Source organism: Acidaminococcus hominis (assembly GCF_900291475.1).
GTDB classification, from domain to species: Bacteria; Bacillota; Negativicutes; order Acidaminococcales; family Acidaminococcaceae; genus Acidaminococcus; species Acidaminococcus hominis.
Window position 1 is genome coordinate 428,504 of sequence record NZ_OLMM01000005.1, and the last position, 23,711, is coordinate 452,214.

Consider the following 23,711-nt stretch of genomic DNA (forward strand, 5'->3'; position numbering starts at 1 on the left):
AAAATTGGCAGGAGGGAATTTACCCTCCTGCTTTTTTTGCGAAATTGTCTGGGAAAATCGGGATTTACAACGGGCTTGAGAAGGCGTACTCTATGGCTGTAAAGGTTTCTTTCAGCAGGAGGGGAACAACATGGAAAGAAAATGGGGCGGCGCTTTACTAGGAGCGCTGCTGGCGCTGAGCCTTATGGCAGCAGGCTGTGCCGGTGAAAAAACGGCCAAGGCGGACCAGAAACAGACGGGCATCAAACAGGCTGCCCGGGTGCAGCAGAAGAATTGGCCGGGCGGCGTAATTAATCTCAGCCGGGCCCGGGTGCGGATTACCCTGGGGGACAAGGTGCTGTGGGCCTCGGTGGAGGATAATGCCACCACCCATGCCCTGGTAGGGGAACTGCCCATCACCCTGGCCTTAAAGGACCTGGACGGGCAGACGGCGGTGTACTACCAGGATGTGGACCAGTTTCCCACGGACAATCTCCAGATGGGAGGCTACAAGGCGGGGGATATCGTCTTCTGGCCGGAAAAGGACCGGTTTGTGCTGTTCTACAAAAGCGGCGGACCCCAGTTTACCGGGCAGGTACTGGGTCACGTAGAAGGCGATTTGCAGCTTTTGGCAGGAAATCAGCTGGCCACCTTTGATCTGTTTCTGCAATAGGTACCAAAGGCGCTGCAACGGGAGAAGTCTGCGTTGACTTTTCCCGTTTTTTGTTGTATAGTATAAAAAATAGTGTGAAACTCGCACTACCGCCCGGAGGGGTTCCTGAAACTCCGGAAGGAGTACCGTATTCGGCGAGTCTTGGATGAGGGAGGTGCAAACATGTACGCAATTATTCGTACCGGCGGCAAACAATACCGCGTCAGTGAAGGTGATGTGCTGAACATCGAAAAACTGAACGTTGAAGAAGGCCAGGAAGTCGTTTTTGACGATGTTCTGACTGTAGTCAACGACGGCGATGTAAAGGTAGGCAATCCTACTGTTGCAGGCGCTAAAGTAACTGCTAAAGTTGCTAAACAAGGCAAAGCTGATAAGATTTTTGTTTTCAAATACAGAGCAAAATCCAACTATCGCAAACGCCAGGGTCATCGTCAACCGTATACTCAGGTTGAGATCACTTCTATCGAAGCATAAGTCATGATTCAAGTAGATATTTACTACAACGATCAGGACAAAATCAGCGGGTACCGGGTTTCTGGACATGCCGATTCTAATCCGGAAGGGTTCGATCAGGTATGTGCGCTGGTATCCCTGGATACGCAGCTTCCCGTACTGGGCATGGAGCGTGTGCTCCGCCATAAAGTGCAGTGCGCTGTCGATGAGGCAGACGGAACGCTGGAAGTAAGACTGGAGGATGCTCCCAATGAGCAAACGGAAGTCCTGCTAAAGACCATGGTCTGCGGGCTTCAAGAGCTGAAACGGTATTATCCCCAGTATCTGACTACTGAAGAACACAGGAGGTGAGCAAAGTGTTCGAATTGATTCTTCAATTACACGCCCATAAAAAAGGTTCTGGTTCCACCCACAACGGCCGTGACTCCAACGCACAGCGTCTGGGTACGAAAGCTCATGATGGTCAGCTGGTAACTGCTGGTTCCATCATCGTTCGTCAACGTGGGACCCGTTTCCATATGGGTCAAAACGTAGGCATGGGTAAAGATTACACCATCTATGCAAAAGTTGCCGGCAAGGTTGCTTTTGAAAGAAGCGGTAAAGATCGTCGCTTGATCAGCGTTTACCCGGTTGAAGCCGAAGCATAAAATAAGAGAGGGGCTGCTGCAGAAAGCTTTTTGCAGTGGCTCCCTTTTTGTCATGCTGCAGAAGCAGGGGAAAGGGAAGGATTATGGAAGCCAAAGAACGGGAACAGGTACGCGCCTATGTGGGCGCAGGCTTGCAGAGCCTATGGCAGGATAATACGGAAGATGCCCAGGGCAATGTAATGTGGGCCCAGCTGGCCCTTCAGGATCTGACCCAAGCCAAGCTCCTTCTGCCAGCCCAAGAGCTGGCGGCGCTGGACAAAACCCTTGAGAAATTGGGCAGGACCCCCAAACTGGCGGCCAATGCCCAGGACTCCCTTTTGGATCTGGAAGGCGTCCGTTGTTATGATTGCGGCAGGTTTTTGATTTTTTATCGGTACAATGCCGGTTATGACCTGGTGGCGATTGTGCGTCTGGCCTGGGACCAGCCTGCCTGGCAGGAACTGGTGCGGGACGGCCGGGAAAAAACTGAACCCCAAAAGTCTTAAAAACCAGAAAAAAGGTATTGTATTACCGTGAAATACGTAGTATAATAATTGTCCATGAAGTTTTTATAGCAGGATGAATAGGTTCCGCGAGTGCTCAGTGGTTGGACATCGCGTTCCCGCTCAAGTGAGGAGAGGAGCACGACATGATGACTGAGAAAACGTACACGATACAAGGCTGATCAATCTCTCTAATTGACCGCCTTGTTATTTTTTTTGTTTAGAAAGACCTGCCCAGAGAAAAGGAGTGAGAACCCACATGTTTAAGCCGGTTCATAATGGCGACCGTTTGCGGTACAGTTATGCCAAGATCAAAGAAGTATTGAAAATGCCTCATTTGATCGACTTACAGAGAAAATCTTATGAGTGGTTCATAAGAGAAGGTTTATATGATGTTTTCCAGGATGTTTCTCCTATTAAGGATTTTACCGACAACCTGGAACTGAGCTTTGAGAATTTCACCATCGGCGATCCCAAATACGATGTGGAAACCTGCAAGGAAAAGGACGCAACCTATGCCGCTCCTTTGAATGTAGATGTCCGCCTGCTGTACAAGGATACCGGGGAAATCAAGGAATCCACCGTATTCATGGGTGACTTCCCCCTGATGACCGATACCGGTACCTTCGTGATCAACGGCGCAGAACGGGTTATCGTCAGCCAGCTGGTGCGTTCTCCTGGCGTTTACTACGCCAAGGACATGGACCCCATGGGCAAGTTCCTGTACGGCACCACCGTTATTCCTAACCGGGGCGCCTGGATTGAATACGAAACCGACCTGAACGAAATCATCTACGCCCGTGTGGACCGGACCCGTAAGCTGCCGGCTACGGCTCTTTTGCGGGTGATGGGCCTGCCCACCAACGATGATATTATTGCCACTTTCGGCGAACATCCGTACCTGGTTGCTACCCTGGCCAAGGACAGCACCAAGAACGAAGACGATGCACTGCTGGAAATCTACCGGAAACTGCGTCCCGGCGAACCTGCCAACCTGGAAAACGCCGAACAGCTGATCCGGAATATTTTCTCCGACAACCGCCGCTATGACCTGGCCAATGTAGGCCGTTACAAGGTCAACAAGAAACTGGGCTGGCGTCAGCGCCTTTTGGGCAAGGAATTGACTTCTCCCCTGGCCTTCGAAAACCCCGATGGCACCCAGGGCGAAGTGGTTCTGCCAGCTGGCACCGTGATTGGCGACGAAGAAATCAACACCATTGAAGAAAGCGGTCTGTTCAAGGATGCCGGCTATGCCGAGGTCTGGGTAAAATTCCAGGAACATCCGGAACGCATGATTGTTACGAAAGATATTGACGCTTCTGTTCGGACCATTACCCCGGCGGACGTAATTGCTTCCTTTGGCTACCTGCTGAACGTGATCGACGGTATGGAAGGCAAGGACGATATCGACCATTTGGGCAACCGGCGTGTACGCTGCGTAGGCGAACTGCTGCAAAACCAATTCCGTATCGGCCTGTCCCGTATGGAACGGGTAATCCGGGAACGGATGACCCTCCAGGATGCCGACGTGATTACGCCCCAGGCCCTGATCAATATCCGCCCGGTGGTTGCTGCGGTAAAAGAATTCTTTGGCAGCAGCCAGTTGTCCCAGTTCATGGACCAGAACAACCCTCTGGCCGAACTGACCCACAAACGCCGTCTGTCCGCTTTGGGACCTGGCGGTCTGTCCAGAGAAAGAGCTGGCTACGAAGTCCGCGACGTCCATCCTTCCCACTATGGCCGTATGTGTCCTATTGAAACCCCTGAAGGTCCTAACATCGGCCTGATCGGTTCTTTGGCTACCTATGGTGTGGTGAACAAGTACGGTTTCATTGAAACCCCGTACCGCAAGGTGGACAAGAAAAACAAGAAGGTTACCAACGAAATCGTTTACCTGACTGCTGATGAAGAAGATAACTACGTTATTGCCCAGGCCAACGAACCGTTGAATGATGACAACTCCTTTGTCAACGAGCACGTTATTGCCCGTGATAAGAACGATGTGCTGTCCATTTCCCCCAGCCGGGTTGACTTCATGGACGTTTCTCCTAAACAGGTAATGTCCATTGCTGCTGCCCTGATTCCTTTCCTGGAAAACGATGACGCCAACCGGGCCCTGATGGGTGCCAACATGCAGCGTCAGGCTGTGCCCCTGCTGAACCCCAAAGCTCCTGTAGTGGGTACCGGCATGGAATACAAGGTGGCTGTGGACTCCGGGGTCTGCATCCTGGCCAAGCACGCCGGCACGGTAAAATACGTCAGCGGCGACAAGATCCTGGTTACCCGGGACGACAACGGCGGCATTGACGAATACAACGTGCTGAAATTCAAACGTTCCAACCAGAGCACCTGCGTCAACCAAAGACCCATTGTCTACAAGGGCGACAAGGTGGAAGAAGGCCAGGTACTGGCCGATGGTCCTGCTACGGATCACGGTGAACTGGCCCTGGGCCGCAACGCCATTGCTGCGTACATGCCCTGGGAAGGCTACAACTACGAAGATGCTGTACTGCTTTCCGAAGACCTGGTAAAAGACGACGTATTTACGTCCATTCACATTGAAGAATACAACTGTGATGCCCGTGATACCAAACTGGGACCTGAAGAAATCACCCGGGATATTCCCAACGTTTCTGAAGAAGCCCTGAAGGATCTGGACGAAGACGGTATCATCCGGATTGGTGCAGAAGTTCGCCCTGGCGACATTCTGGTAGGTAAGGTAACTCCTAAGGGAGAAACCGAACTGAGCGCTGAAGAGCGCCTGATCCGTGCCATCTTTGCCGAAAAGGCCCGGGAAGTCCGGGATAACTCCCTGCGGGTTCCCCACGGCGAATCCGGTATCATTGTCAGCGTCAAGGTATTCACCCGTGAAAACGGCGATGAACTGCCTCCTGGCGTAAACAAGCAGGTACGGGTACATATCGTACAAAAACGGAAAATCAGTGAAGGCGATAAGATGGCCGGCCGTCACGGCAACAAGGGTGTTGTTTCCCGGATTATGCCCCGTGAAGATATGCCCTTCCTGCCCAACGGCGAACCGGTACAAATCGTACTGAACCCCCTGGGCGTACCTTCCCGTATGAACATCGGTCAGATTTTGGAAGCCCATCTGGGCTGGGCCGCCTGCTCTTTGGGCAGAAGAATCGAAGAAAAGGATCCCAACCTGGAAGCAGAGCTGCGGGAAGCCGGCTATGACTATGACCAATTTGGCATGCCCCAAACGGTGGACCATGCGGTACAGGTAGCTGTTCCTGTGTTCGATAGTGCCCACGATGAAGAAATGGGCAAGACCCTGAAGCTGGCCGGTGTAGACCCCAGCGGCAAGACCACCCTGTATGACGGCCGTACCGGCGAACCCTTTGATAACCCGGTTACCGTAGGCTGCATCTACTACCTGAAGCTTCACCATTTGGTTGCCGATAAGATCCATGCCCGTTCTACCGGCCCGTACTCCCTGGTTACCCAGCAGCCTCTGGGTGGTAAGGCACAGTTCGGCGGACAGCGCTTTGGTGAAATGGAAGTTTGGGCGCTGGAAGCTTACGGCGCTGCCTATACCCTGCAGGAAATCCTGACCGTTAAGTCCGATGACGTGGTAGGCCGTGTGAAAGCCTATGAAGCCATCGTTAAGGGCGAAAATATTCCTGAACCCGGCGTGCCTGAATCCTTCAAGGTATTGGTGAAGGAAATGCAGAGCATCGGCCTGGATATCCAAGTGCTGGATGAAGATGATGAAGAAATCGATTTGGATGACGAAGATGAAGATATCGGAATGGGCGATATTGCCAGAGAACTGGACATGGATATGGCCAGCAAGACTCCCAGTACCGCAGCCAATATCGGCACCGAAGCTCCTGCCAGCGAGGATGACCTGAGCCCGGATGAAGATCAGCCGGAAACCAGTGATTTTGATGTGATTGCCGATATCGGGAATATGAGCCTGGATGATTCCCAAGATGACGGCAACGATTCTGATGAAGAGTAGAAAGGAGTGAGTGCTCTTGTTAGACGTAAATAAATTTCATTCTATGCGTATCGGCTTGGCCTCTCCCGAAAAGATCAGATCTTGGTCCCACGGGGAAGTAACCAAACCGGAAACGATCAACTATAGAACCCTGAAACCGGAACGGGATGGTTTGTTCTGCGAACGGATTTTTGGACCTACCAAGGATTGGGAATGCCATTGCGGCAAGTACAAACGCATCCGTTATAAAGGGGTCGTCTGCGACAAATGCGGTGTAGAAGTTACTCGCTCCAAGGTCCGCCGCGATCGGATGGGCTCCATTGAACTGGCTGCTCCCGTATCCCATATCTGGTATTTCAAGGGAATTCCCTGCCGGATGGGCGCTATCCTGGACATTGGCCAAAGAGCCCTGGAAAAAGTCCTGTACTTTGCCAGCTACATTGTCCTGGATCCGGGCGATACCAACCTGACCAAAAAACAACTGCTGACCGAAGCAGAATACCAGGATAAACTCAGTGAATACGGCCCTACCTTCCGGGTGGGCATGGGCGCAGAAGCCATTAAGGAACTGCTCCATGAAATCAACGTAGAAGAACTGACTAAGGAACTGCGGGCTGCCCTGAAAACGGAAACCAGCCTGCAAAAGAGAAGAAATATTGTCCGTCGGCTGGATGTATGCGAAGCTTTCCTGAAAAGCGGCAACAAACCCGAATGGATGATTATGGATGTAATTCCGGTTATTCCTCCTGACCTGCGTCCTATGGTTCAGCTGGACGGCGGCCGTTTTGCCACCTCCGACCTGAACGACCTGTACCGCCGGGTCATCAACCGGAACAACCGTCTGAAACGGCTGCAGGAATTGCAGGCTCCTGACATCATTGTCCGGAACGAAAAACGGATGCTGCAGGAAGCTGTAGATGCCCTGATCGATAACGGCCGCCGCGGCCGTGCCGTAACGGGCCCTGGCACCCGTCCTCTGAAATCTCTGTCCGACATGCTGAAAGGCAAGCAGGGCCGTTTCCGTCAGAACCTGCTGGGTAAACGTGTTGACTATTCCGGCCGTAGCGTAATCGTAGTAGGCCCGGAAATGAAGATGCACCAATGCGGTCTGCCGAAAGAAATGGCTTTGGAACTGTTCAAGCCCTTCGTAATGAAGCGCCTGGTTGAAAACGGTTCTGCCACCAACATCAAGAGTGCCAAGAGAATGGTGGAACGGGCTACCAACGTGGTTTGGGACGTTCTGGAAGACGTTATCAAAGAACATCCTGTACTGCTGAACCGTGCCCCGACCCTGCATAGACTGGGTATCCAGGCTTTCGAACCCATCTTGTCCGAAGGCCGCGCCATCAAACTGCATCCGTTGGTATGTACCCCGTACAACGCCGACTTCGACGGTGACCAGATGGCTGTCCATCTGCCGCTGTCCGCAGAAGCCCAGGCTGAAGCCCGGGTACTGATGATGAGTGTCAACAACATCTTGGCTCCTACCAACGGAAAACCAATTACCGTTCCTACCCAGGATATGGTTTTGGGTGCCTATTACCTGACCATTTTCAAGGATGGCGCCAAGGGTGAAGGCCGCCGCTTCATCAGCTTTGACGAAGCTCGTCTGGCCTACTTCCATAAAGTCATTGATCTGCAGGCCCGGATCAAAGTCCGCGTGCCCAATGCAGAAATTTTCCCGGAAGCTTCCGACCAGGGCGAAAGCCTGGTAACCACTTCTGTGGGCAATATCATTTACAACTGCGAACTGCCGCTGGAAATGCGCTATTACTCCAAACAGGAAGATGGTACCTGGCTGCTGGGTAAATTGATTGATAAGAAAGAACTGGGCCGCCTGGTGGCTAAAGCCCATAAGCTGTACGGCAACTTCGGGACTGCCCGGGTGCTGGATATTGTCAAGAAACTGGGTTACGACAACGCTTGTAAATCCGGCTTGTCCATTGCTGCTTCCGATATTCAGATCCCGAAAGAAAAGGCTTCCATCCTGGCCGCTGCCGAAAAACAGGTTGATAAGGTGGAAACCCTCTTTAACCGCGGCTTGATGAGCCCGGATGAACGGTACCGCAAAGTTATCGCCCTGTGGGATAAGGCAACGGAAGATGTAGCCAACGCCCTGATGAAAAACACCATGGACGCCTTCAACCCGGTGTACATGATGGCCAACTCCGGTGCTCGTGGTAACATCCAGCAGATTCGTCAGCTGGCTGGTATGCGTGGTCTGATGGCTGACCCTTCCGGCCGGATCATCGACCGTCCTATCAAATCCAACTTCCGTGAAGGCCTGACCATTTTGGAATACTTCATCTCCACCCACGGTGCCCGTAAAGGTTTGGCCGATACGGCTCTGCGTACCGCCGACTCTGGTTACCTGACCCGTCGTCTGGTAGACGTGGCCCAGGACGTTATCGTCCGGGAAGATGACTGCGACGTTACCGGCATGAATCTGGTACGGGAACGCGCCCGCTTCTGCAAGGCCGTTCTGGGTTCCAGCCAGCACAAGCTGAAGGAATACGCCGTAGGCCGTACCCTGGCTTCCAGCGTGCTTAGCCCTGTGGATGGCTCCATTCTGGCAGAGGCCGATACGGTGGTAACGGAAGACGTCTTTGACCGTCTCCTGGCTGCCCGGATTTTGGAAATCAGCCTGTATCCCCAGGATGAAGACAGCAACGAAGAACCTGAAACTCTGCAGATCAACGTCAGCGAGGAAAAGGTGCAAGCTGCTTTCCGGGAACATATGACCCACCATTTCCTGAACAAGGAAGTGGAAGAAGATATCGAAACCGAGTCTGGGCTGGTACTGGCCCATGCTGGGGACAAGTTCACTGCCGATACCATTGAAGCCATCCTGGCTGACGGTACCGTCAAGGAACTGAAAATCCGCAACAACGAAGTGGATGGCGTGTACGTAGAAGCCATTACCTCCGGTAAGAATAAGAGCACGGTACTGGAATCCCTGCGGGATCGTCTGGTTGGCCGTGTCCTGGCCGAAGAAATCGTGGATACGGAAGGCAAAGTCCTGTACCATGTCAACGACTACATTACCGAAGATATGGCCGACGTAATTGCCGACCTGCGTGAAAAACACGGCGACGGCCGGGTGAAGATCCGTTCCGTACTGACCTGTAAATCCCACTATGGCGTATGCCGGGCCTGCTACGGCCGTAACCTGGCTACTGCCAGAAAGGTGGAAGTGGGCGAAGCCGTTGGTACCATTGCCGCCCAGGCAATCGGTGAACCTGGTACGCAGCTGACCATGAGAACGTTCCACACCGGCGGTGTTGCTGGTGCTGACGATATTACCCAGGGTCTTCCTCGTGTCGAAGAATTGTTCGAAGCCAGAAAACCGAAACATCCTGGTATCCTGTCCGAATCCGCCGGTGTGGTGGACATTCAGGAAAAGGACGATGGCCGTTTCATCATCATCCAAAAGGAAGATGGCACGGAAGATACCTACCATATTCCTTATGGCGCCAAGATTCATGTGGCCGAAGGCGATACCGTCGAGGTGGGTGACCGCCTGACCGAAGGCTCCCTGAACCCCCACGATATCCTGCGTATTTCCGGTCCTGCCGCTACCCGTCACTACCTGGTACAACAGGTACTGGGCGTGTACAAGTCCCAGGGCGTAGAAATCAACGATAAGCACGTGGAAGTAATGGTTCGTCAGATGATGCGGAAATACCGCATTGATGATGCCGGTGACACCAACATGCTGCCGGGCTCCATTGTGGACATTGCCCAATTCGAGGATGAAAACGATCAGGTCCTGGCTGAAGGCAAGGAACCGGCCAAGGCACATCCCATCCTGCTGGGTATCACCAAAGCCTCCCTGGCTACGGACTCCTTCCTGTCCGCTGCCTCCTTCCAGGAAACCACCAGAAACCTGACCGATGCTGCCATCAAAGGCAAGGTTGATCCGCTGCTGGGCCTGAAAGAAAACGTCATCATCGGTAAGCTGATTCCTGCCGGAACCGGTATGCCGAAATATCGGAACATCGAACTGAAGCTCCATCGTCCTGCCGAAGCACAGGAAGAGGCTGCCCAGTCCGTTGAAACTGAAGAATAAGAAGCACTTAGAGCAAGGGGCTGTGAAAAAATGGCTTGCGAATTCAAACTAGTTCGCAAGCCATTTTTATTGTTCGTTATAGCCGTATCTGTGTCTCAAAACTTCCTCAGTCAGCCCTACGTGCTGACAGCCCCTTCACGCTTGAATGGGCCGGTCTTAGACCTATACTAGTCATGTGCAAAACGGGTTTTGAGATAAAATTTAGGTATGTAAATACCTGCACCACCCTTGTCTGTCACTTGACCAGTAGAGGTCTGGAACGCTTCCTGCAAGCGTGTAGGAAGTGTCGCCAAAGGCGACGATAGAAGTCTTATTTTTTCACATCCCCTTGCTTTTTTATTAAATCATGCAATTTTCGTATGGCCATTCATGTGAAATAAATATTTTACATGAATGGCCTATTCCGATATAGTAAAAGGAGAAAATCCAGTTGTTTTTTGTCAGGCTGGAGGTTTTGAAAGGAGCATAAAGATGAAAACAGGGAAACGTTTACAAAAATGGGCAGCCGCACTGGCTGCGTCTTTTCTGCTGCTGTCCACTGGGGCCGCTTATGCGGCGGCGGCCCAGAATGCACCTGCCGCCAAGCCGGCAGGGAAGGTGACTGCCGGCCGGGATCAACTGGGGAGTATCGCCCCGGAATTTGCTCATTTGAACGATGATGTGCTTTTTGGGGAAGTTTGGGCCCGGGAAAAGGAGCTGTCTCCCAAACTGAGAAGCATTGTGACGGTTACGGCGGTCATGTCCAGCGGGGTCCTGGACAGTTCCCTAAAGCACCACATTGCTAAAGCCAAGGAAAATGGTGTGACCCAGGAAGAAATGGCCGAAATCCTGACCCAGGCAGCTTTTTATGCAGGCTGGCCCAAGGCGTGGGCGGCATTCCGCTACATGAAGGAAATTTATGGAAGCCCCGCCCAGACGGGCAAATAAAGGAAAAGCTCCGGATACAAATTCCGGAGCTTTTTTCATAACGTTAGTTTTTCCCTGGCTGGGTAAGAAGACGGTGGATAAAGGTGCAGGTGTCTTCCAGGTCCTTTACCCGCAGTTCTTCTTCCGTGGTATGGACTTTGCTCATACCGGTGCTGAGGATGAGGGGGGTGAAGCCGTGGAGGGCCAGCACGTTGGCATCGCTGCCTCCGCCGGTGGCCTGGATAGCGGGGGTAAAGCCCAGCTCCTGGTAGACGGCGCCCACCTCCCGTACAAAGGGATTCTGGGCCGGTACCTGGAAGACCGTATAGTTGGTTACCAGTTCCCAGTCCAGGACCGCTCCTGCGGCGTCACAGGCTTCCTGGAGGCATTGTTTCAGGTGTGCTGCCTGCCGGTTCAGTTTTTCCAGGCTGCGGCTGCGGACTTCCCCCTGGAGCAGGACCAGGTCCGGCACCACATTGTTGGGGCCCACACAGGTGAAGGTTCCCAGGTTGCAGGTGGTTTCTTCGTCAATGCGCAGCAGGTTCATGGCGGCCACACCTTTGGCTGCTGCCTGGATGGCGCTGATGCCCTTTTCCGGAGCCAGCCCTGCATGGGCTTTGCGGCCGTGGACCAGGGCCTTGAATTTCAGCTGCCCAGGCCCCTGAGTCACCAGCGTGCCCTGGGGACCGCCCAGATCGAAAATCAGGGCGTTTTTGCTTTGAAACCAGGTATAGTCCAAATGTTTTGTGCCCTGCATACCGGTTTCTTCTCCAATGGTAAACAGCACTTCCACTGTCCGGTGGGGACGCTGTTCCTCCACCAGGGAGCGGAGGGCTTCCACAATGGCCGCCACCCCAGACTTGTCGTCGCCGCCCAGGACGGTGGTTCCGTCCGAGGTAATCAGGCCATTGTTAACCTGGGGCCTGATGCCGCAGCCCGGGGGCATGGTATCCATATGGGCCACCAGCAGTACGGGGCTGCCGGGAAGGGTACCGGGCAGTCTTCCATAGACGTTAAAGCCGTCTCCGGTACCGCTGTCCCTGCCAGCTGTATCCCGCCGGACCTCCAGGCCCAGCTCCCGCAGGGTTTTCAGCAGCAGCTCCCCCATAGGGGCCTCGCTGCCGGATACAGAATCCACCTGGACATAGGTGAGAAAGGTTTCCAATAAACGTTTTTGGTTGGGCATGGGTTTCACTCCTCTACTTTGCACAGGGGCTCCAGGGCCTTTTGGATTGCCTCCAGTTCCTGGGCCGTATGGGGATGCAGCTGATGTTTTTTCAGCCAGTCCTTGAAGGTTTTCAGGGTTTGGGCGTAGGGCAGGGCCGCATCATCCAGGGTAATCTCCGGTTCTGCATAATTATCCGAGAAAAGCACAAAATAATGCAGAGTTAGATTTTCTATTTTATTCTTTTTTAGCAGATTCTCAATCTCAATTGCGTCTTTTTGCAGGAATGGAAGGGGATTCGCTATTTCCTGCGACATAGAATTATCAGAAATTTTCCATTGTTCGGCATGGTACGAACCTTGTATAAAGTATCCGGTATACACGTTTTTAAGGATAACCAAATCCTGATTTAAAAGTACTAACAGGTCGCAGCCCTGGAGTAAAGGCGATGCCGGCCGTAAAATGCGGGCTTTTCCATGACTTTGTTTTTGCACGGCTTCGGTAATCCGCTTCAAGGAACCGGCGGGGGTCCTGGCCTTCTTCATGCGGCGCAAAACGTAGAAAAGCAGAGCAATTCCGCTTGCCAGCATCAAAAAGAACAGTAAATATTCCTTTAATGAATGGAGCTTCCAGAAGGCAAAATTGGGGAACAAATTGATAACGACACTTTCCATAGGCGATTCTCCTTTGGGAATTTTTTTGCAGAAGTAGAGGGAAAAGTTGAACTTGTAATTATTATAACATAGAAATTCATGAAAATAATAACAAGATAAAAGACTGGACAAGGCTTTTCCAAACATGCTATTATAAAGACAATCCGAACTTCTTGTGAAGAAATGTTCGAGGTTTTGACTAATTCACAGCAGCTGGGCTGCTGTGCTTAGTATACAAAACTAAAAGGAGGGTGCATCGCATGGAAGCAAAACAAGCATCCAAGCAAAACTGGGTGGATCGGTTTCTGAATACCATTGAAACCGTGTGCAACAAATTGCCTCCGCCCGCAATTCTGTTCGTGGTCTTATTCTTAATCGCTGCTGTAATTGGTACCGTAATGACCGCAACCAATTTCAGCCTGGTGAACCCGGCAACTGGGAAAGCCGTGGTATCCCAAAACCTATTTTCTAAGGACGGGGTAACCTGGCTGCTGAACAACCTGGTCAAGAACTTCACCGGCTTTGCCCCCATGGGTCTGGTAATCACCATGACTCTGGCCATCGGGTTCTGTGAAGAATCCGGCCTGTTGGTGACCATGCTGAGACGGTCCCTGAAAAATGTGCCGCCCTCCATTGTTCCCTATTTGATTGCTTTCCTGGGTACGGTGGGCAACATCGCTTCCGATACGGCCATGATCGTCATTCCGCCTTTGGCCGCCATTGTGTACATCGGCGTGAAAAAGCACCCGGTGGTAGGCATGATCGTTGGCTACGCCGGTGCCCAGGCTGGTTTTACCGCCAACCTGATGGTGGCAGGCACTGACTCCCTGCTGCAAGGCTTGACCAACCAGGCCATTGATGCCTTTTTGGGTACGCCCGGCGCCTTTGCCGTAGACGTAACCTGTAACTGGTATTTCATGTTCGTTTCCACCTTCCTGTGCTCTTTGGTGATTGGTGCAGTTTCTGTAAAAATCATCGAACCGCGCTTTGGCAAGTACGAAGGGGCGGAAACGGAAGCAGAGGCTGTTGAAGTAACCCCCACGGAAGTCAAGGCCCTGCATCATTCTGCGCTGGCCGTTATTATCTACGTGGTTATTCTGGCTGTAGGCTTCTTTACGGGCATCTTGTCCAAGGACGGTCATACCCTGGTAGGTTCTCTGCTGCTGAAGGGCCTGATTCCTATTCTGTTCTTCCTGTTCAGCATTGCCGGCATTGTGTTTGGTATGAGCACCGGGAAATTCAATTCCATTAAAAGCATCAACGGTGCCATGGTAAAACAAATGAGCGGTATGGGCGCCTATGTGGTGTTCTGCTTCTTCTGCGGCCAGTTCCAAGGGCTGTTCAACTGGACCCAATTGGGTACCTTGATGGCCATCAGCGGCGCTGACTTCCTGAAGGGCGTTGGTTTTACCGGTATCCCCATGTGCATTGCCTTTATCCTGATTACCGCCGGCGTAAACATTTTCGTTTCCTCCGGTTCTGCCAAGTGGGCTATTTTCGCCCCGATTTTCGTTCCCATGTTCATGCTGCTGGGCTACCATCCTGGTTTCGCCCAACTGCTGTACCGGCTGGGGGACTCCCCGGGCAACTGCTTCACGCCTATGAGCCCGTATATCTGGATGATCCTCAGCGTGGCCCAGGAAAAATACATGCCCAATCTTGCCATTGGTACCCTGATCTCCAACATGATCCCCATTGCGATTGTGCTGCAGATTGCCTGGATCCTTTTCCTGATTGGTTGGCTGGCGCTGGGCCTGCCCATTGGACCTGGTGTAGGAACTATGCTTCCTCCTGGAATCCTGTAAGAACCTGAAGTGGTGTGCGAATCTGCACACCACTTTTTTTGTGTCATTGACGGGGTGCGGTCAACAAAGTTATAATCTTAATTTATGGAGGATTTTATGGAACCGATACTTGAAACGAGAAATTTGACCCATACCTATATCGATGGCCAAAACCAGGAAATGACGGCTCTAAAGGGCATCAACCTGTCCATTGCCCCCGGTGAATTTGTGGCCATTATTGGCACCAACGGCAGCGGCAAGTCCACCCTGGCCCGGCATTTCAACGGCCTTTTGCTGCCCACGGAAGGCCAGTGCCTGGTAGCGGGAATGGATACGTCCCTGGAAGAGAACCTGTGGCCGGTGCGCCAGCAGGTGGGCATGGTCCTCCAAAACCCGGACAACCAGATTGTGGCTGCCATCGTGGAAGAAGATGTGGCCTTTGGCCTGGAAAACATCGGGGTGCCCGGACCGGAAATCCGGCCTCGGGTCCAGCAGGCCCTGGAAGTGGTGGGCATGACTGAGTATGCCAAGCATGCACCTCACCGGCTGTCCGGCGGCCAGAAACAGCGGGTGGCCATTGCCGGGGTGCTGGCCCTGGAGCCCCGCTGCATTGTTTTTGACGAACCCACCGCCATGCTGGACCCCAAAGGCCGGCAGGAGATTGTCAGCACGGTGCTGCGGCTGAACAAGGAAAAACACATTACCATTGTGTACATTACCCACAAAATGGAGGAAGCCATCCTGGCGGACCGGATCATCGCCATGGACCAGGGAACAATCGCCCTGGAAGGCACCCCCAAAGAGGTATTCACCCAGGTGGACCGGATTCGTGCCCTGGGCCTGGAATGCCCTCTGGCCGCTGAGGTGGCCAATGTCCTGAACAAACAGGGGCACAAATTGCCTCCCATTCTGACCCATAAGGAGTTGTGTGAAGCATTATGTCCATCCAAGTAGATCATATCTCCTATACCTATATGGCCCACACCAGTCTGGAGCAGAAAGCCCTGGATGATGTGAGCTTTACCCTGGAAAAAGGGGAATTTGTAGCGCTTATCGGCCACACGGGCAGCGGCAAGTCCACCCTGGCTGAGCATCTGAATGGGCTGCTCCATCCTTCTTCCGGCCGGGTGCTGGTAGATGGGGTGGACCTGGCCGGCAAAGGTGCCCAGGTAAAAACCGCCAGGGGCAAGGTGGGTATGGTATTCCAATATCCGGAACACCAGCTCTTTGCGGAAACTATTTATGAAGACGTGGCTTTTGGGCCTCGGAATCAGGGAAAGACCCCGGAAGAAGTGGAAGAAGCTGTCCGAAGCGCCCTGGAATTTGTGGATTTGGACTACGATACCTTTGCCCAACGGTCTCCTTTCCAATTGTCCGGCGGACAGATGCGCCGGGTGGCCATTGCCGGGGTAGTGGCCATGGAACCGGATTACCTGATTATGGACGAGCCCAGTGCGGGTTTGGACCCGGTCAGCCGGGACAATGTGTTCCACCAGCTGCTGCAAATTTTCCATAAGCGGAAAATGGGGGTGCTGCTCATTACCCATAGTATGGAAGAAGCGGCCCAGTATGCGGACCGGCTTCTGGTAATGCAGGGCGGGAAGGTCCATTTGGACGGCCCGGCCCGGGAATTGTTTGCCAAGGAGCGCCAAAAGCTCCAGGAGCTGTCCGTGGATATTCCGGAGAGCCTGAAACTGGCTGATGAGCTGGCACAGGCTGGGCTGCCCCTGCACGGTACGCCTCTTACCCAGGACGAACTGGTGGCAGCTATTATGCGGGCAAAGGGGTGGAAACATGCTGACTGATATTACGCTGGGCCAATACTATCCCGGCAATTCCTGCATTCATCGTTTGGACCCCAGGACCAAAATCCTGTCCGTCCTGTTTTATATGGTCATGGTGTTTATGGCCGATTCGCCGTTGTCCTACGGACTGCTGATTGCCCTGATTTTTTTGGGCACCCTGCTGGCCAAGCTGCCGGCAGGTCTGCTGCTGCGGTCGCTGAAACCCCTGTGGGTCATTATTTTGCTGACCATGGGCATTCATTTTGTTACGGATCCCGGGAAGGTGCTGTGGAGCTGGAAATTCATTACCCTGACAGAAGAAGGCATCATTCTGGGAATCAAGATGTCCCTGAGACTGGTGCTGCTGCTTTTGATTTCTTCCTTGATGACCTTTACTACGTCACCCATTGTACTGACGGATGGAATAGAATCCCTGCTGCGGCCCTTTAAGAAAATCGGGGTGCCGGCCCACGAGCTGGCCATGATGATGACCATTGCCCTGCGCTTTATTCCTACCCTGCTGGAGGAAACGGACCGGATCATGAAGGCCCAGATGTCCCGGGGTGCGGACTTTTCTTCGGGGAATATCATGAAACGGGCCCGGAATATGCTGCCCATTTTGATTCCCCTGTTTATTTCTGCCTTCCGCCGGGCCGATGAACTGGCCCTGGCCATGGAAGCCCGGTGCTACCGGGGCGGGGAAGGTCGGACCCGGATGAATGAACTGGTTTATAAAAAAGGTGATGGCGCTGCGGCCCTGGTGATGCTGGGCCTATTTGCCCTGCTGGCCTTTTTGAAATGGGGGCCGCTTGCTGCATGAGAAGAACCATTAAGGCCCTGGTGGCCTACGACGGAACCAGTTACCAAGGGTTCCAGCGCCAGAAAAACGGGGTAGGTGTCCAGCAGGTGCTGGAACGGGCCCTGACCCGGGTACTGGGCGAACCGATTTTGATCAAGGCGGCAGGCCGGACCGATGCCGGAGTCCACGGGCTGGGACAGGTGATTTCCTTTTCTACGGAAAGTCCCATTCCCCCGGAAAACTACCGGCGGGCTTTGGAGCCAGTCCTGCCCCCGGATATTGTCATCCGCACCGCGGAAGTGGCACCGGAGAATTTTCATGCCCGCTACGATGCTATTGAAAAAACGTACCAATACAAGGTACTTTATGCGCCTCTGCCGGATCCCTGTCAGCGGAACTATACCTGGGAAATCCGGGAGCCCCTGGAGGTAGAAGCCATGAACCAGGCAGCCCAGCTGCTTTTGGGCACCCACGACTTTTCTTCCTTCAAAAACCAAGGGAGCCAGGATCGGTCCCCGGTTCGGACCCTGAAGGAAGCTCATTGGGTGCAGGACGGGGACCTGTATGTGTTTACCATTACCGGGGACGGTTTCCTGTACCGGATGGTGCGCAATATTGTGGGCTGTCTGGTGCGGGTGGGCACCGGCAAATGGACGGTAGAAGATTTTGCGGCGGTACTGGCCGCTAAGGACCGGAAGCAAGCGGGGATGGCTGCTCCGGCCCAAGGACTTTATTTAATGCATGTGAAATATTAAAACGAAAAATTGGAAGGGGCTTTTGCAATGAAAAAAATGATGGGGAAAACCCTTAGCGTAACGGTACCACTGACCCTTTTGACTCTGGGCAGTGGACTGGCCCTGGCGGCCGATGCGGCCCAGGAACCGGTACAGGAGATTGTCATTACTGCCAACCGGCTGAAAAATACCAAGGCGGATACCCCTGCCAATGTAACGGTGATTACGGCCCAGCAGATCAAGGAGCGGGGCTACGAAAATGTGGCGGAAGCCCTGGAGGATGTATCCGGTGCCCGGGTCATGCAGGGTGGTATTGGCGCCGGTGAGCGCCACGTGATGCTCAACGGAGATGAGCGGGTGCTGGTGCTGGTGGATGGCCGCCGGGTAAATAATAGTATGGGGTCTATGGTGAAGGCTACGCTTGACCTGAATACCCTGCCGCCCATGGGCGCCATTGAGAAGATTGAAGTGGTGAAAGGCGGCGCCTCCACCCTGTACGGGGCGGACGCCGTAGGCGGCGTAATCAATATTATCACGAAAAATACGGAAGAAACTACGGGAACCCTGCGGGCAGGCTATGGCTCCTGGGGCAATCAGGACCTGGGGGTAACCGTCAGCGGCCGGCAGGACAAAACCGGAATTCTGGTCAGTGCCCAGCTGGAAAAGGCTTCCTACACAAAGTATAAGGATCATAATGGGGACACCAAGCGGTGGCCCGGCAGAAGTGACTATACCCAGGACGCCCTGTCCCTGAAGGTGACCCAGGATTTTGATGCCAACAGCGGCCTGACCCTGAACTATGACTATTCCAATCTGGAGGGCAATAACCCCTACCAGGTGAACTATTACAGCCCTTCCCAGATTGACAAGAAAACCAACAATGTGGGCCTGCGCTACGACTGGAACCGGAACCTGGACAACAAAGGCTATGTGCAGCTGTACCGGAACTATTATTCCTACTACAACCTGGGGGGCATGGACGAAACCGATTGGGCGGTGGAGGCCCAGCAGAACCTGAAACTGGCGGAGAACAATACGCTGATTGCGGGTCTGGAATACCGGCATGCCCAAGCTGAAAATATAGCCAGCTATACGGGAACCCAGGGGTATAACAACAAGGCTCTCTTTGTCCAGGACCAGTGGCAGTTCCTGCCTTCCTGGCAGTTAAACGCCGGGGTCCGCTATGATGACCATAGCCACAGCGGGAACCGGACCACGGGCAGTGTTTCCGTGAACAAGAAATTCTCCCAGGACAGCAATCTGTACGTATCCTGGAACCAGGTATTTCGGACGCCCACCATCGATGACCTGTATTATTATTCTGACCTGTCCCTGTGGGGGTGGGGCAAATATGTAGGCAAGGACAACCTGAAGGCGGAAACCGGCAATGTGTGGAATATTGGCTACAACTTTAAGGCCACGCCCAAAACTGATGTGAGCATTAATGCTTTCTATAGCCTGCTAAACAATGCTATTGAGTGGCGCGAAGTGAAGGTTAATGAGTACCGCACGGATTCCTACGCGGAGAATATCCAAAAAGAAAAGAAACGCGGCCTGGAACTGTCCGCTGTGCACCATTTGAATAAGCATTGGGATTTGGAAGGGTCTTATACTTATGTAAAAGTGGAAGATAATCGTGCTGATGCAGGCTACACCCGGGACAACAACTATGCCCCCAACTACTACCAGTTTGGGGTCCGGTTCCATGACCTGCGGTGGAACCTGTCCCTTAGGGGCCGGGCAGCCACCGGTCTCAGCCGGAAAAACTACGGGGAAGACCGGTACCTGACCATGGATTTCAATGCCCGGTACAAGTTTAACCAAAACTGGACCGGCTACGCCACAGTTTACAATTTGACCAACGCAGCCTATGCTGAGCAGGGCGGCGTAGTCGGAGGGCAGGATAGCTATCCCATGCCCGGACGCCGGATTATGGTTGGCGCGGAATATTCGTTCTAAAGAGGAAGGGGAGGCTGAGCGCTGCACAGCCTCTTTTTCTGTATCTGAAGCCTAAGAAGGAGGAACCCCATGAAAAGCCTGCGCTTTCTATTGCTGCTGGGTGTGCTGCTGGTGCTTTTTGGCTGTGGCCCAACGGCAAAACCCCAGCTAAAAAGCGGCTATACGGTAGTAGATGTCCGGGGAAAAACTGTCACTTTGCCCCAGGAGCCTCGGCGGATTGTGACCGATTCCCTCCATTTGGATGAAACCCTGCTGACCCTGGTGCCGGCAGAGCGTTTGGCGGCTGCCTATTATCTGGACGGGGAACCGGGGGTCTCCTTTATCAGTGAAGAAACCAAAGGCGTCACCCCCCGGCTGCGGGATTATACCCCGGAAGCTGTGGCTGGCGTCCAGCCGGATTTGTTTTTGGCTTCCACCTGGTCCGATCCGGGGCTGATTGCCAAGGTGGAGGAACTGGGGATTCCTGTGGTGGTGTGCTATGGCCCGTCTACGCTTGGACAAGTGGAAGACAATGTACGGCTGATGGCCAAAGCCCTCCGGCAGGAAGAGACCGGAGAAAAGGTGGTCCGGCAGCTGGAAGCGCAGCTGACAGAAATCGACCGGGTGGTGGCCCAGGAGCCCCAGCCCCGGCCGGTGGGGTTTCTGGTTTCGCTGATGAGCCGTTACGGCGGCACCGGGTCCCTTTACGACCAATTGACCAAGCGGGCGGGCTTTCGCAATGGCTTGGCTGAAGCCGGCCTGAAAAACGGAGATACCCTGACGCCTGAAGCAGTGCTCCGGGCGGACCCGGACTTTTTCCTGGTGGCCCAGCCCTATCCGGAGGAACAGCAGGATTATGCGGCTATCCGGCAGCAGTTTTTTGCCAATCCGGCCTACCAGGAGCTGCGGGGCCTGAAGCATCTGGTGGCGCTGCCGGACCGGTACGTCTATGACGCTTCTCCCCAGCTGGTGTATGGCATCAAGGCCATGGCCAACGCAGCTTTTGGCCGGAAATTGTTTGTTTGGGACAAAGAGCCGCTGCTCAAGGGGTACTGATATGACACTGGAATTAATTGGGGCCCGATTGGGCTATAGAGAAAAAGAGGTTTTGGACCAGGTGGACTTTTCCCTGGCCCAAGGAGAGTGTGTAGGGCTCATTGGCCCTAACGGTGCCGGGAAAAGCACCTTGCTGAAAAGCCTGGCGGGAATCCTGCCCCTTGGGCGGGGAACGGCTCAGGTGGACGGAAGGGAACTTAGGCAGCTCAGCCGGCAGCAGCTTGCCCGGAAAATTGCCTACCTGCCCCAGGACGGGCAGCTTGCTTTTGGGTATACGGCGGAGGACGTGGTGCTGACTGGCTGCTATCCCTATCTTTCCTGGCTGGCCCAGGAAGGGGAAGCGGAGCGGCAGCAGGCCCGGCGCTGTCTGGCCCTTATGGGAGCGGAAGAACTGACGGCGCAGCCGGTGGACCAATTGTCCGGAGGCCAACGCCAGCGGGTGCTATTGGCCCGGACCCTGCTCCAGCAGGCGCCCTATTGGGTGCTGGATGAGCCCCTGGGGGAACTGGACCTGGCGGCGGGGGAACAGCTGCTGCAGCTTTGCCGCCAGCTGGTGGAAAAAGGCCTGGGAATTCTGCTTTCCCTGCACGACCTGACCCTGGCTGCGGCTTATTGTGATCGGCTGGTGCTGGTGGGGCGGGGAAAAATTCTGGCCCAGGGCACTCCGGAACAGGTGCTGACAGAAACGCTGCTGAGTGAGGCTTATGGCCTTTCCTGCCAGGTGGTGCGGGGCCCTGGAGGGCTGCGGATTCAGCCCCGGCCCAATCCCCAACAGGAAAAACGGCAGCAGGAGTTATTGCAGGACATTTTGAAAAATCGATTTACGGAGGCAGATTAGTGATGGAATGGCTGAAAACAGGTTGGAGTTATTTTTTGCGGGGAGGTTTGGTAATGTGGCCCCTGCTGCTTTGTTCTGTGATTTCCCTGGCCCTTACCCTGGAACGGTGGAAGTATTTTCATAAGGAGGATTCAGGCCGGGTTTTTCCCCAGCAATTCTGCGCTCTGCTGCGGGAAAGCCGCTGGCAGGAGGCTTGGCAGCTGACAGAGAATACTCCGGGAGAAATGGCGGCTTTGGGACGGAAACTTCTTTCCGCTCCTCCCCAGGTCCGGACCAAGGAGAGCTATATTGTAGGGGAAAGCCGGCAGCTGCTGCAGCATTTTGAAAAAGGCCTGACCTATCTCCAGGTGATTGTGACCCTGGCGCCTATTTTGGGCCTTTTGGGAACCATCACCGGGATGATGGCTTCTTTTGATGCCCTGGGTACCCGCTGGGAAAATCCTTTGGCGGTTACCGCCGGGGTGGGGGAAGCCCTGATTACCACCATCTTTGGCCTGCTGATTGCCATTGTGACCATTTGCTGTCATACGTATTTTGCCCAGCGGGTAAAAACCCTGGCAGGGGAGCTGGAACAGGTGGATAATACCTTTATGGAAAATGCGGACAGCCTGCCGCAGCAAGGGGGCTGGCACCAATGATCCATTTCGGTTCTTCTTCCTCGGAAAAGGAATCCAATATCCAGATTTCCCCTATGATTGATATGGTGTTTCTGCTGCTGGTCTTCTTCATTGTGTGTACCATGTACATGACCCAGCAGTACGGGGTACCCGTGGAATTGCCCAAGGCCCAAGGGGTACTCCAGCAGGAAGCACCCTTGGAAGTAACCCTTACCCGGGACGGAGGCCTTTATTTCCAGGGGCAGCCGGTAACGGTGGAACAGCTAAAGGCTGAGGCCCAGACTGCGGTGCAGCAGGGCAAGGGTCAGGTGGTGAACCTGCGGGCCGACCAGGAGGTAAGCTACGGCCGGGTCATGGGTGTTATGGGAGAACTGAAAACCTGCGGCATCAAGGATTTTGCCCTGACGGTGCAGCTGGAGGGAAGTCATGGCTAAGGGAAAATGGCCCGGGTATCTGGGCTGGTCCCTGCTGGTGCATGGTTTGCTCGTCTTTGCAGCAGGCGGGCTGCTGTACCAGCTGCGGCCAGCGCCCCAGCCCCCCAGCATTCACGTAACCCTTCAGGAAGTGGGGGGCAATACGGCAGGCGGCGCAGCCGGGGTGTCTGGCAACGCTGCCGGTACTGGGGAAAATACGGAACAGGTACTGCAGCAGCTGCTGCAGACCCCTACCGGCCCTTCAGCAGAAGGAGGCGAGCCGGGGAAAAGAGTACTTACTACGGGGGAGAGCAGTGCAGGGTTTTCTGCTCCCAGCGCTGCGGGCAGCGGGACTGGCACAGCAAGCCCTGCTGGCTCCGGCACGGGCACTGGCGCTAATGGCGGTGGAGAAGGCGGCGGAGAAGGCTCTGGCTCCGGGGCTGGGAACGGGGCTGGAAGCGGCAGTGCGGACCTTAGCCGGGGACCCGTCCTGTCCTCTTACCATAAGGTGTACCCAGCCTCTGCCCGGAGTGCCGGCGAAGAAGGCAGCGTTCTGGTAGGGGTAACGGTAAGCCCTTCGGGCGGCGTAACGGAAGCCTGGTTGGAGGAAAGCTCCGGCTACGACCGGCTGGACCGGGCGGCTCTCCAGTCGGTCCGGCAGGGGCAGTTCCAGCCGGCCCTGGACCGGACTGGACAGCCCATAACCAGCACCGCCCGAATTCGGGTACGGTACAGCCTGGAGGAGTGATTTTCTTGCAGA

Annotated in this window: 21 protein-coding genes; 19 read left to right on the forward strand and 2 right to left on the reverse strand. The window is 54.2% G+C overall.

Annotated features, from left to right (window positions below):
• Nucleotides 1-130: 130 nt before the first annotated feature.
• The 8 genes from C7E10_RS08430 (at nt 131) to C7E10_RS08465 (ending at nt 11,191) form a co-directional block, all read left to right on the forward strand.
• Nucleotides 131-652, forward strand: a complete 522-nt coding sequence (locus C7E10_RS08430; protein WP_105326868.1) for a cyclophilin-like fold protein — start codon at nt 131-133, stop codon at nt 650-652.
• Between the two features lie 162 nt (nt 653-814).
• On the forward strand, nt 815-1,126 hold the full coding sequence (rplU, locus tag C7E10_RS08435; RefSeq protein ID WP_105326869.1) for a 50S ribosomal protein L21: 312 nt from the start codon (nt 815-817) through the stop codon (nt 1,124-1,126).
• A 3-nt stretch (nt 1,127-1,129) separates the two neighbouring features.
• Nucleotides 1,130-1,456 carry a ribosomal-processing cysteine protease Prp gene (locus C7E10_RS08440; protein ID WP_105326870.1) on the forward strand — a complete coding sequence of 109 codons (327 nt, stop codon included), beginning with the start codon at nt 1,130-1,132 and terminating at the stop codon, nt 1,454-1,456.
• A 5-nt stretch (nt 1,457-1,461) separates the two neighbouring features.
• A complete protein-coding gene (gene rpmA, locus C7E10_RS08445; protein WP_105326871.1) occupies nt 1,462-1,752 on the forward strand; it encodes a 50S ribosomal protein L27 in 291 nt (96 codons plus the stop codon).
• Between the two features lie 83 nt (nt 1,753-1,835).
• Complete coding sequence (locus C7E10_RS08450; protein ID WP_105326872.1) at nt 1,836-2,237, forward strand: type II toxin-antitoxin system RelE/ParE family toxin; 402 nt, start codon at nt 1,836-1,838, stop codon at nt 2,235-2,237.
• Between the two features lie 256 nt (nt 2,238-2,493).
• Nucleotides 2,494-6,216 (forward strand): DNA-directed RNA polymerase subunit beta, encoded by a 3,723-nt coding sequence (rpoB, locus tag C7E10_RS08455; protein WP_105326873.1) that lies wholly within the window; start codon nt 2,494-2,496, stop codon nt 6,214-6,216.
• Between the two features lie 16 nt (nt 6,217-6,232).
• Nucleotides 6,233-10,264, forward strand: a complete 4,032-nt coding sequence (gene rpoC, locus C7E10_RS08460) for a DNA-directed RNA polymerase subunit beta' (RefSeq protein WP_231086333.1) — start codon at nt 6,233-6,235, stop codon at nt 10,262-10,264.
• 597 nt (nt 10,265-10,861) lie between these two features.
• Nucleotides 10,862-11,191 (forward strand): carboxymuconolactone decarboxylase family protein, encoded by a 330-nt coding sequence (locus C7E10_RS08465; RefSeq protein ID WP_353937273.1) that lies wholly within the window; start codon nt 10,862-10,864, stop codon nt 11,189-11,191.
• A 43-nt stretch (nt 11,192-11,234) separates the two neighbouring features.
• Here the strand turns inward: C7E10_RS08465 and C7E10_RS08470 are convergent, their stop codons facing one another.
• The gene (locus C7E10_RS08470; protein ID WP_105326875.1) at nt 11,235-12,356 is read right to left on the reverse strand and encodes a M20/M25/M40 family metallo-hydrolase; all 1,122 of its coding nucleotides are present in this window, start codon (nt 12,354-12,356) and stop codon (nt 11,235-11,237) included.
• 5 nt (nt 12,357-12,361) lie between these two features.
• Nucleotides 12,362-13,135 carry a hypothetical protein gene (locus tag C7E10_RS08475; RefSeq protein ID WP_146109054.1) on the reverse strand — a complete coding sequence of 258 codons (774 nt, stop codon included), beginning with the start codon at nt 13,133-13,135 and terminating at the stop codon, nt 12,362-12,364.
• A 113-nt stretch (nt 13,136-13,248) separates the two neighbouring features.
• On the opposite strand from C7E10_RS08475, the gene C7E10_RS08480 reads away from it, so the two are divergent.
• The 11 genes from C7E10_RS08480 (at nt 13,249) to C7E10_RS08530 (ending at nt 23,699) form a co-directional block, all read left to right on the forward strand.
• A complete protein-coding gene (locus tag C7E10_RS08480) occupies nt 13,249-14,793 on the forward strand; it encodes an AbgT family transporter (protein WP_105326877.1) in 1,545 nt (514 codons plus the stop codon).
• Nucleotides 14,794-14,889: 96 nt separating this feature from the next.
• A complete protein-coding gene (locus tag C7E10_RS08485; RefSeq protein WP_105326878.1) occupies nt 14,890-15,726 on the forward strand; it encodes an energy-coupling factor transporter ATPase in 837 nt (278 codons plus the stop codon).
• A complete protein-coding gene (locus C7E10_RS08490) occupies nt 15,711-16,577 on the forward strand; it encodes an energy-coupling factor transporter ATPase (RefSeq protein ID WP_105326879.1) in 867 nt (288 codons plus the stop codon). The genes C7E10_RS08485 and C7E10_RS08490 overlap by 16 nt, the downstream gene beginning before the upstream one ends.
• Complete coding sequence (locus tag C7E10_RS08495) at nt 16,567-17,376, forward strand: energy-coupling factor transporter transmembrane component T family protein (protein ID WP_105326880.1); 810 nt, start codon at nt 16,567-16,569, stop codon at nt 17,374-17,376. Before C7E10_RS08490 ends, C7E10_RS08495 begins: the two co-directional genes overlap by 11 nt.
• A complete protein-coding gene (gene truA / locus C7E10_RS08500) occupies nt 17,373-18,110 on the forward strand; it encodes a tRNA pseudouridine(38-40) synthase TruA (protein ID WP_105326881.1) in 738 nt (245 codons plus the stop codon). The genes C7E10_RS08495 and truA overlap by 4 nt, the downstream gene beginning before the upstream one ends.
• 27 nt (nt 18,111-18,137) lie before the next feature.
• A complete protein-coding gene (locus C7E10_RS08505) occupies nt 18,138-20,048 on the forward strand; it encodes a TonB-dependent receptor plug domain-containing protein (protein WP_105326882.1) in 1,911 nt (636 codons plus the stop codon).
• A gap of 69 nt (nt 20,049-20,117) precedes the next feature.
• Nucleotides 20,118-21,083 carry an ABC transporter substrate-binding protein gene (locus C7E10_RS08510; RefSeq protein WP_231086335.1) on the forward strand — a complete coding sequence of 322 codons (966 nt, stop codon included), beginning with the start codon at nt 20,118-20,120 and terminating at the stop codon, nt 21,081-21,083.
• Nucleotide 21,084: 1 nt separating this feature from the next.
• Entirely contained in the window at nt 21,085-21,921 is an 837-nt protein-coding gene (locus C7E10_RS08515; RefSeq protein ID WP_158572333.1) for an ABC transporter ATP-binding protein, read from the forward strand.
• A 53-nt stretch (nt 21,922-21,974) separates the two neighbouring features.
• On the forward strand, nt 21,975-22,559 hold the full coding sequence (locus tag C7E10_RS08520) for a MotA/TolQ/ExbB proton channel family protein (protein WP_231086337.1): 585 nt from the start codon (nt 21,975-21,977) through the stop codon (nt 22,557-22,559).
• Entirely contained in the window at nt 22,556-22,972 is a 417-nt protein-coding gene (locus C7E10_RS08525) for an ExbD/TolR family protein (protein ID WP_105326885.1), read from the forward strand. Before C7E10_RS08520 ends, C7E10_RS08525 begins: the two co-directional genes overlap by 4 nt.
• Entirely contained in the window at nt 22,965-23,699 is a 735-nt protein-coding gene (locus C7E10_RS08530; protein WP_105326886.1) for an energy transducer TonB, read from the forward strand. Before C7E10_RS08525 ends, C7E10_RS08530 begins: the two co-directional genes overlap by 8 nt.
• The last annotated feature ends 12 nt before the right edge of the window (nt 23,700-23,711 follow it).

Excerpts from the sequence above, each read along its gene's own strand:
- C7E10_RS08430 (WP_105326868.1), top strand. The coding sequence starts at position 131 with ATGGAAAGAAAATGGGGCGGCGCTTTACTAGGAGCGCTGCTGGCGCTG.
- rplU (WP_105326869.1), top strand. The coding sequence starts at position 815 with ATGTACGCAATTATTCGTACCGGCGGCAAACAATACCGCGTCAGTGAA.
- C7E10_RS08440 (WP_105326870.1), top strand. The coding sequence starts at position 1,130 with ATGATTCAAGTAGATATTTACTACAACGATCAGGACAAAATCAGCGGG.
- C7E10_RS08450 (WP_105326872.1), top strand. The coding sequence starts at position 1,836 with ATGGAAGCCAAAGAACGGGAACAGGTACGCGCCTATGTGGGCGCAGGC.
- rpoB (WP_105326873.1), top strand. The coding sequence starts at position 2,494 with ATGTTTAAGCCGGTTCATAATGGCGACCGTTTGCGGTACAGTTATGCC.
- C7E10_RS08470 (WP_105326875.1), bottom strand. The coding sequence starts at position 12,356 with ATGCCCAACCAAAAACGTTTATTGGAAACCTTTCTCACCTATGTCCAG.
- C7E10_RS08475 (WP_146109054.1), bottom strand. The coding sequence starts at position 13,135 with ATGTTTGGAAAAGCCTTGTCCAGTCTTTTATCTTGTTATTATTTTCAT.
- C7E10_RS08480 (WP_105326877.1), top strand. The coding sequence starts at position 13,249 with ATGGAAGCAAAACAAGCATCCAAGCAAAACTGGGTGGATCGGTTTCTG.
- C7E10_RS08485 (WP_105326878.1), top strand. The coding sequence starts at position 14,890 with ATGGAACCGATACTTGAAACGAGAAATTTGACCCATACCTATATCGAT.
- C7E10_RS08490 (WP_105326879.1), top strand. The coding sequence starts at position 15,711 with ATGTCCATCCAAGTAGATCATATCTCCTATACCTATATGGCCCACACC.
- C7E10_RS08495 (WP_105326880.1), top strand. The coding sequence starts at position 16,567 with ATGCTGACTGATATTACGCTGGGCCAATACTATCCCGGCAATTCCTGC.
- truA (WP_105326881.1), top strand. The coding sequence starts at position 17,373 with ATGAGAAGAACCATTAAGGCCCTGGTGGCCTACGACGGAACCAGTTAC.
- C7E10_RS08505 (WP_105326882.1), top strand. The coding sequence starts at position 18,138 with ATGAAAAAAATGATGGGGAAAACCCTTAGCGTAACGGTACCACTGACC.
- C7E10_RS08510 (WP_231086335.1), top strand. The coding sequence starts at position 20,118 with ATGAAAAGCCTGCGCTTTCTATTGCTGCTGGGTGTGCTGCTGGTGCTT.
- C7E10_RS08515 (WP_158572333.1), top strand. The coding sequence starts at position 21,085 with ATGACACTGGAATTAATTGGGGCCCGATTGGGCTATAGAGAAAAAGAG.
- C7E10_RS08520 (WP_231086337.1), top strand. The coding sequence starts at position 21,975 with ATGTGGCCCCTGCTGCTTTGTTCTGTGATTTCCCTGGCCCTTACCCTG.
- C7E10_RS08525 (WP_105326885.1), top strand. The coding sequence starts at position 22,556 with ATGATCCATTTCGGTTCTTCTTCCTCGGAAAAGGAATCCAATATCCAG.
- C7E10_RS08530 (WP_105326886.1), top strand. The coding sequence starts at position 22,965 with ATGGCTAAGGGAAAATGGCCCGGGTATCTGGGCTGGTCCCTGCTGGTG.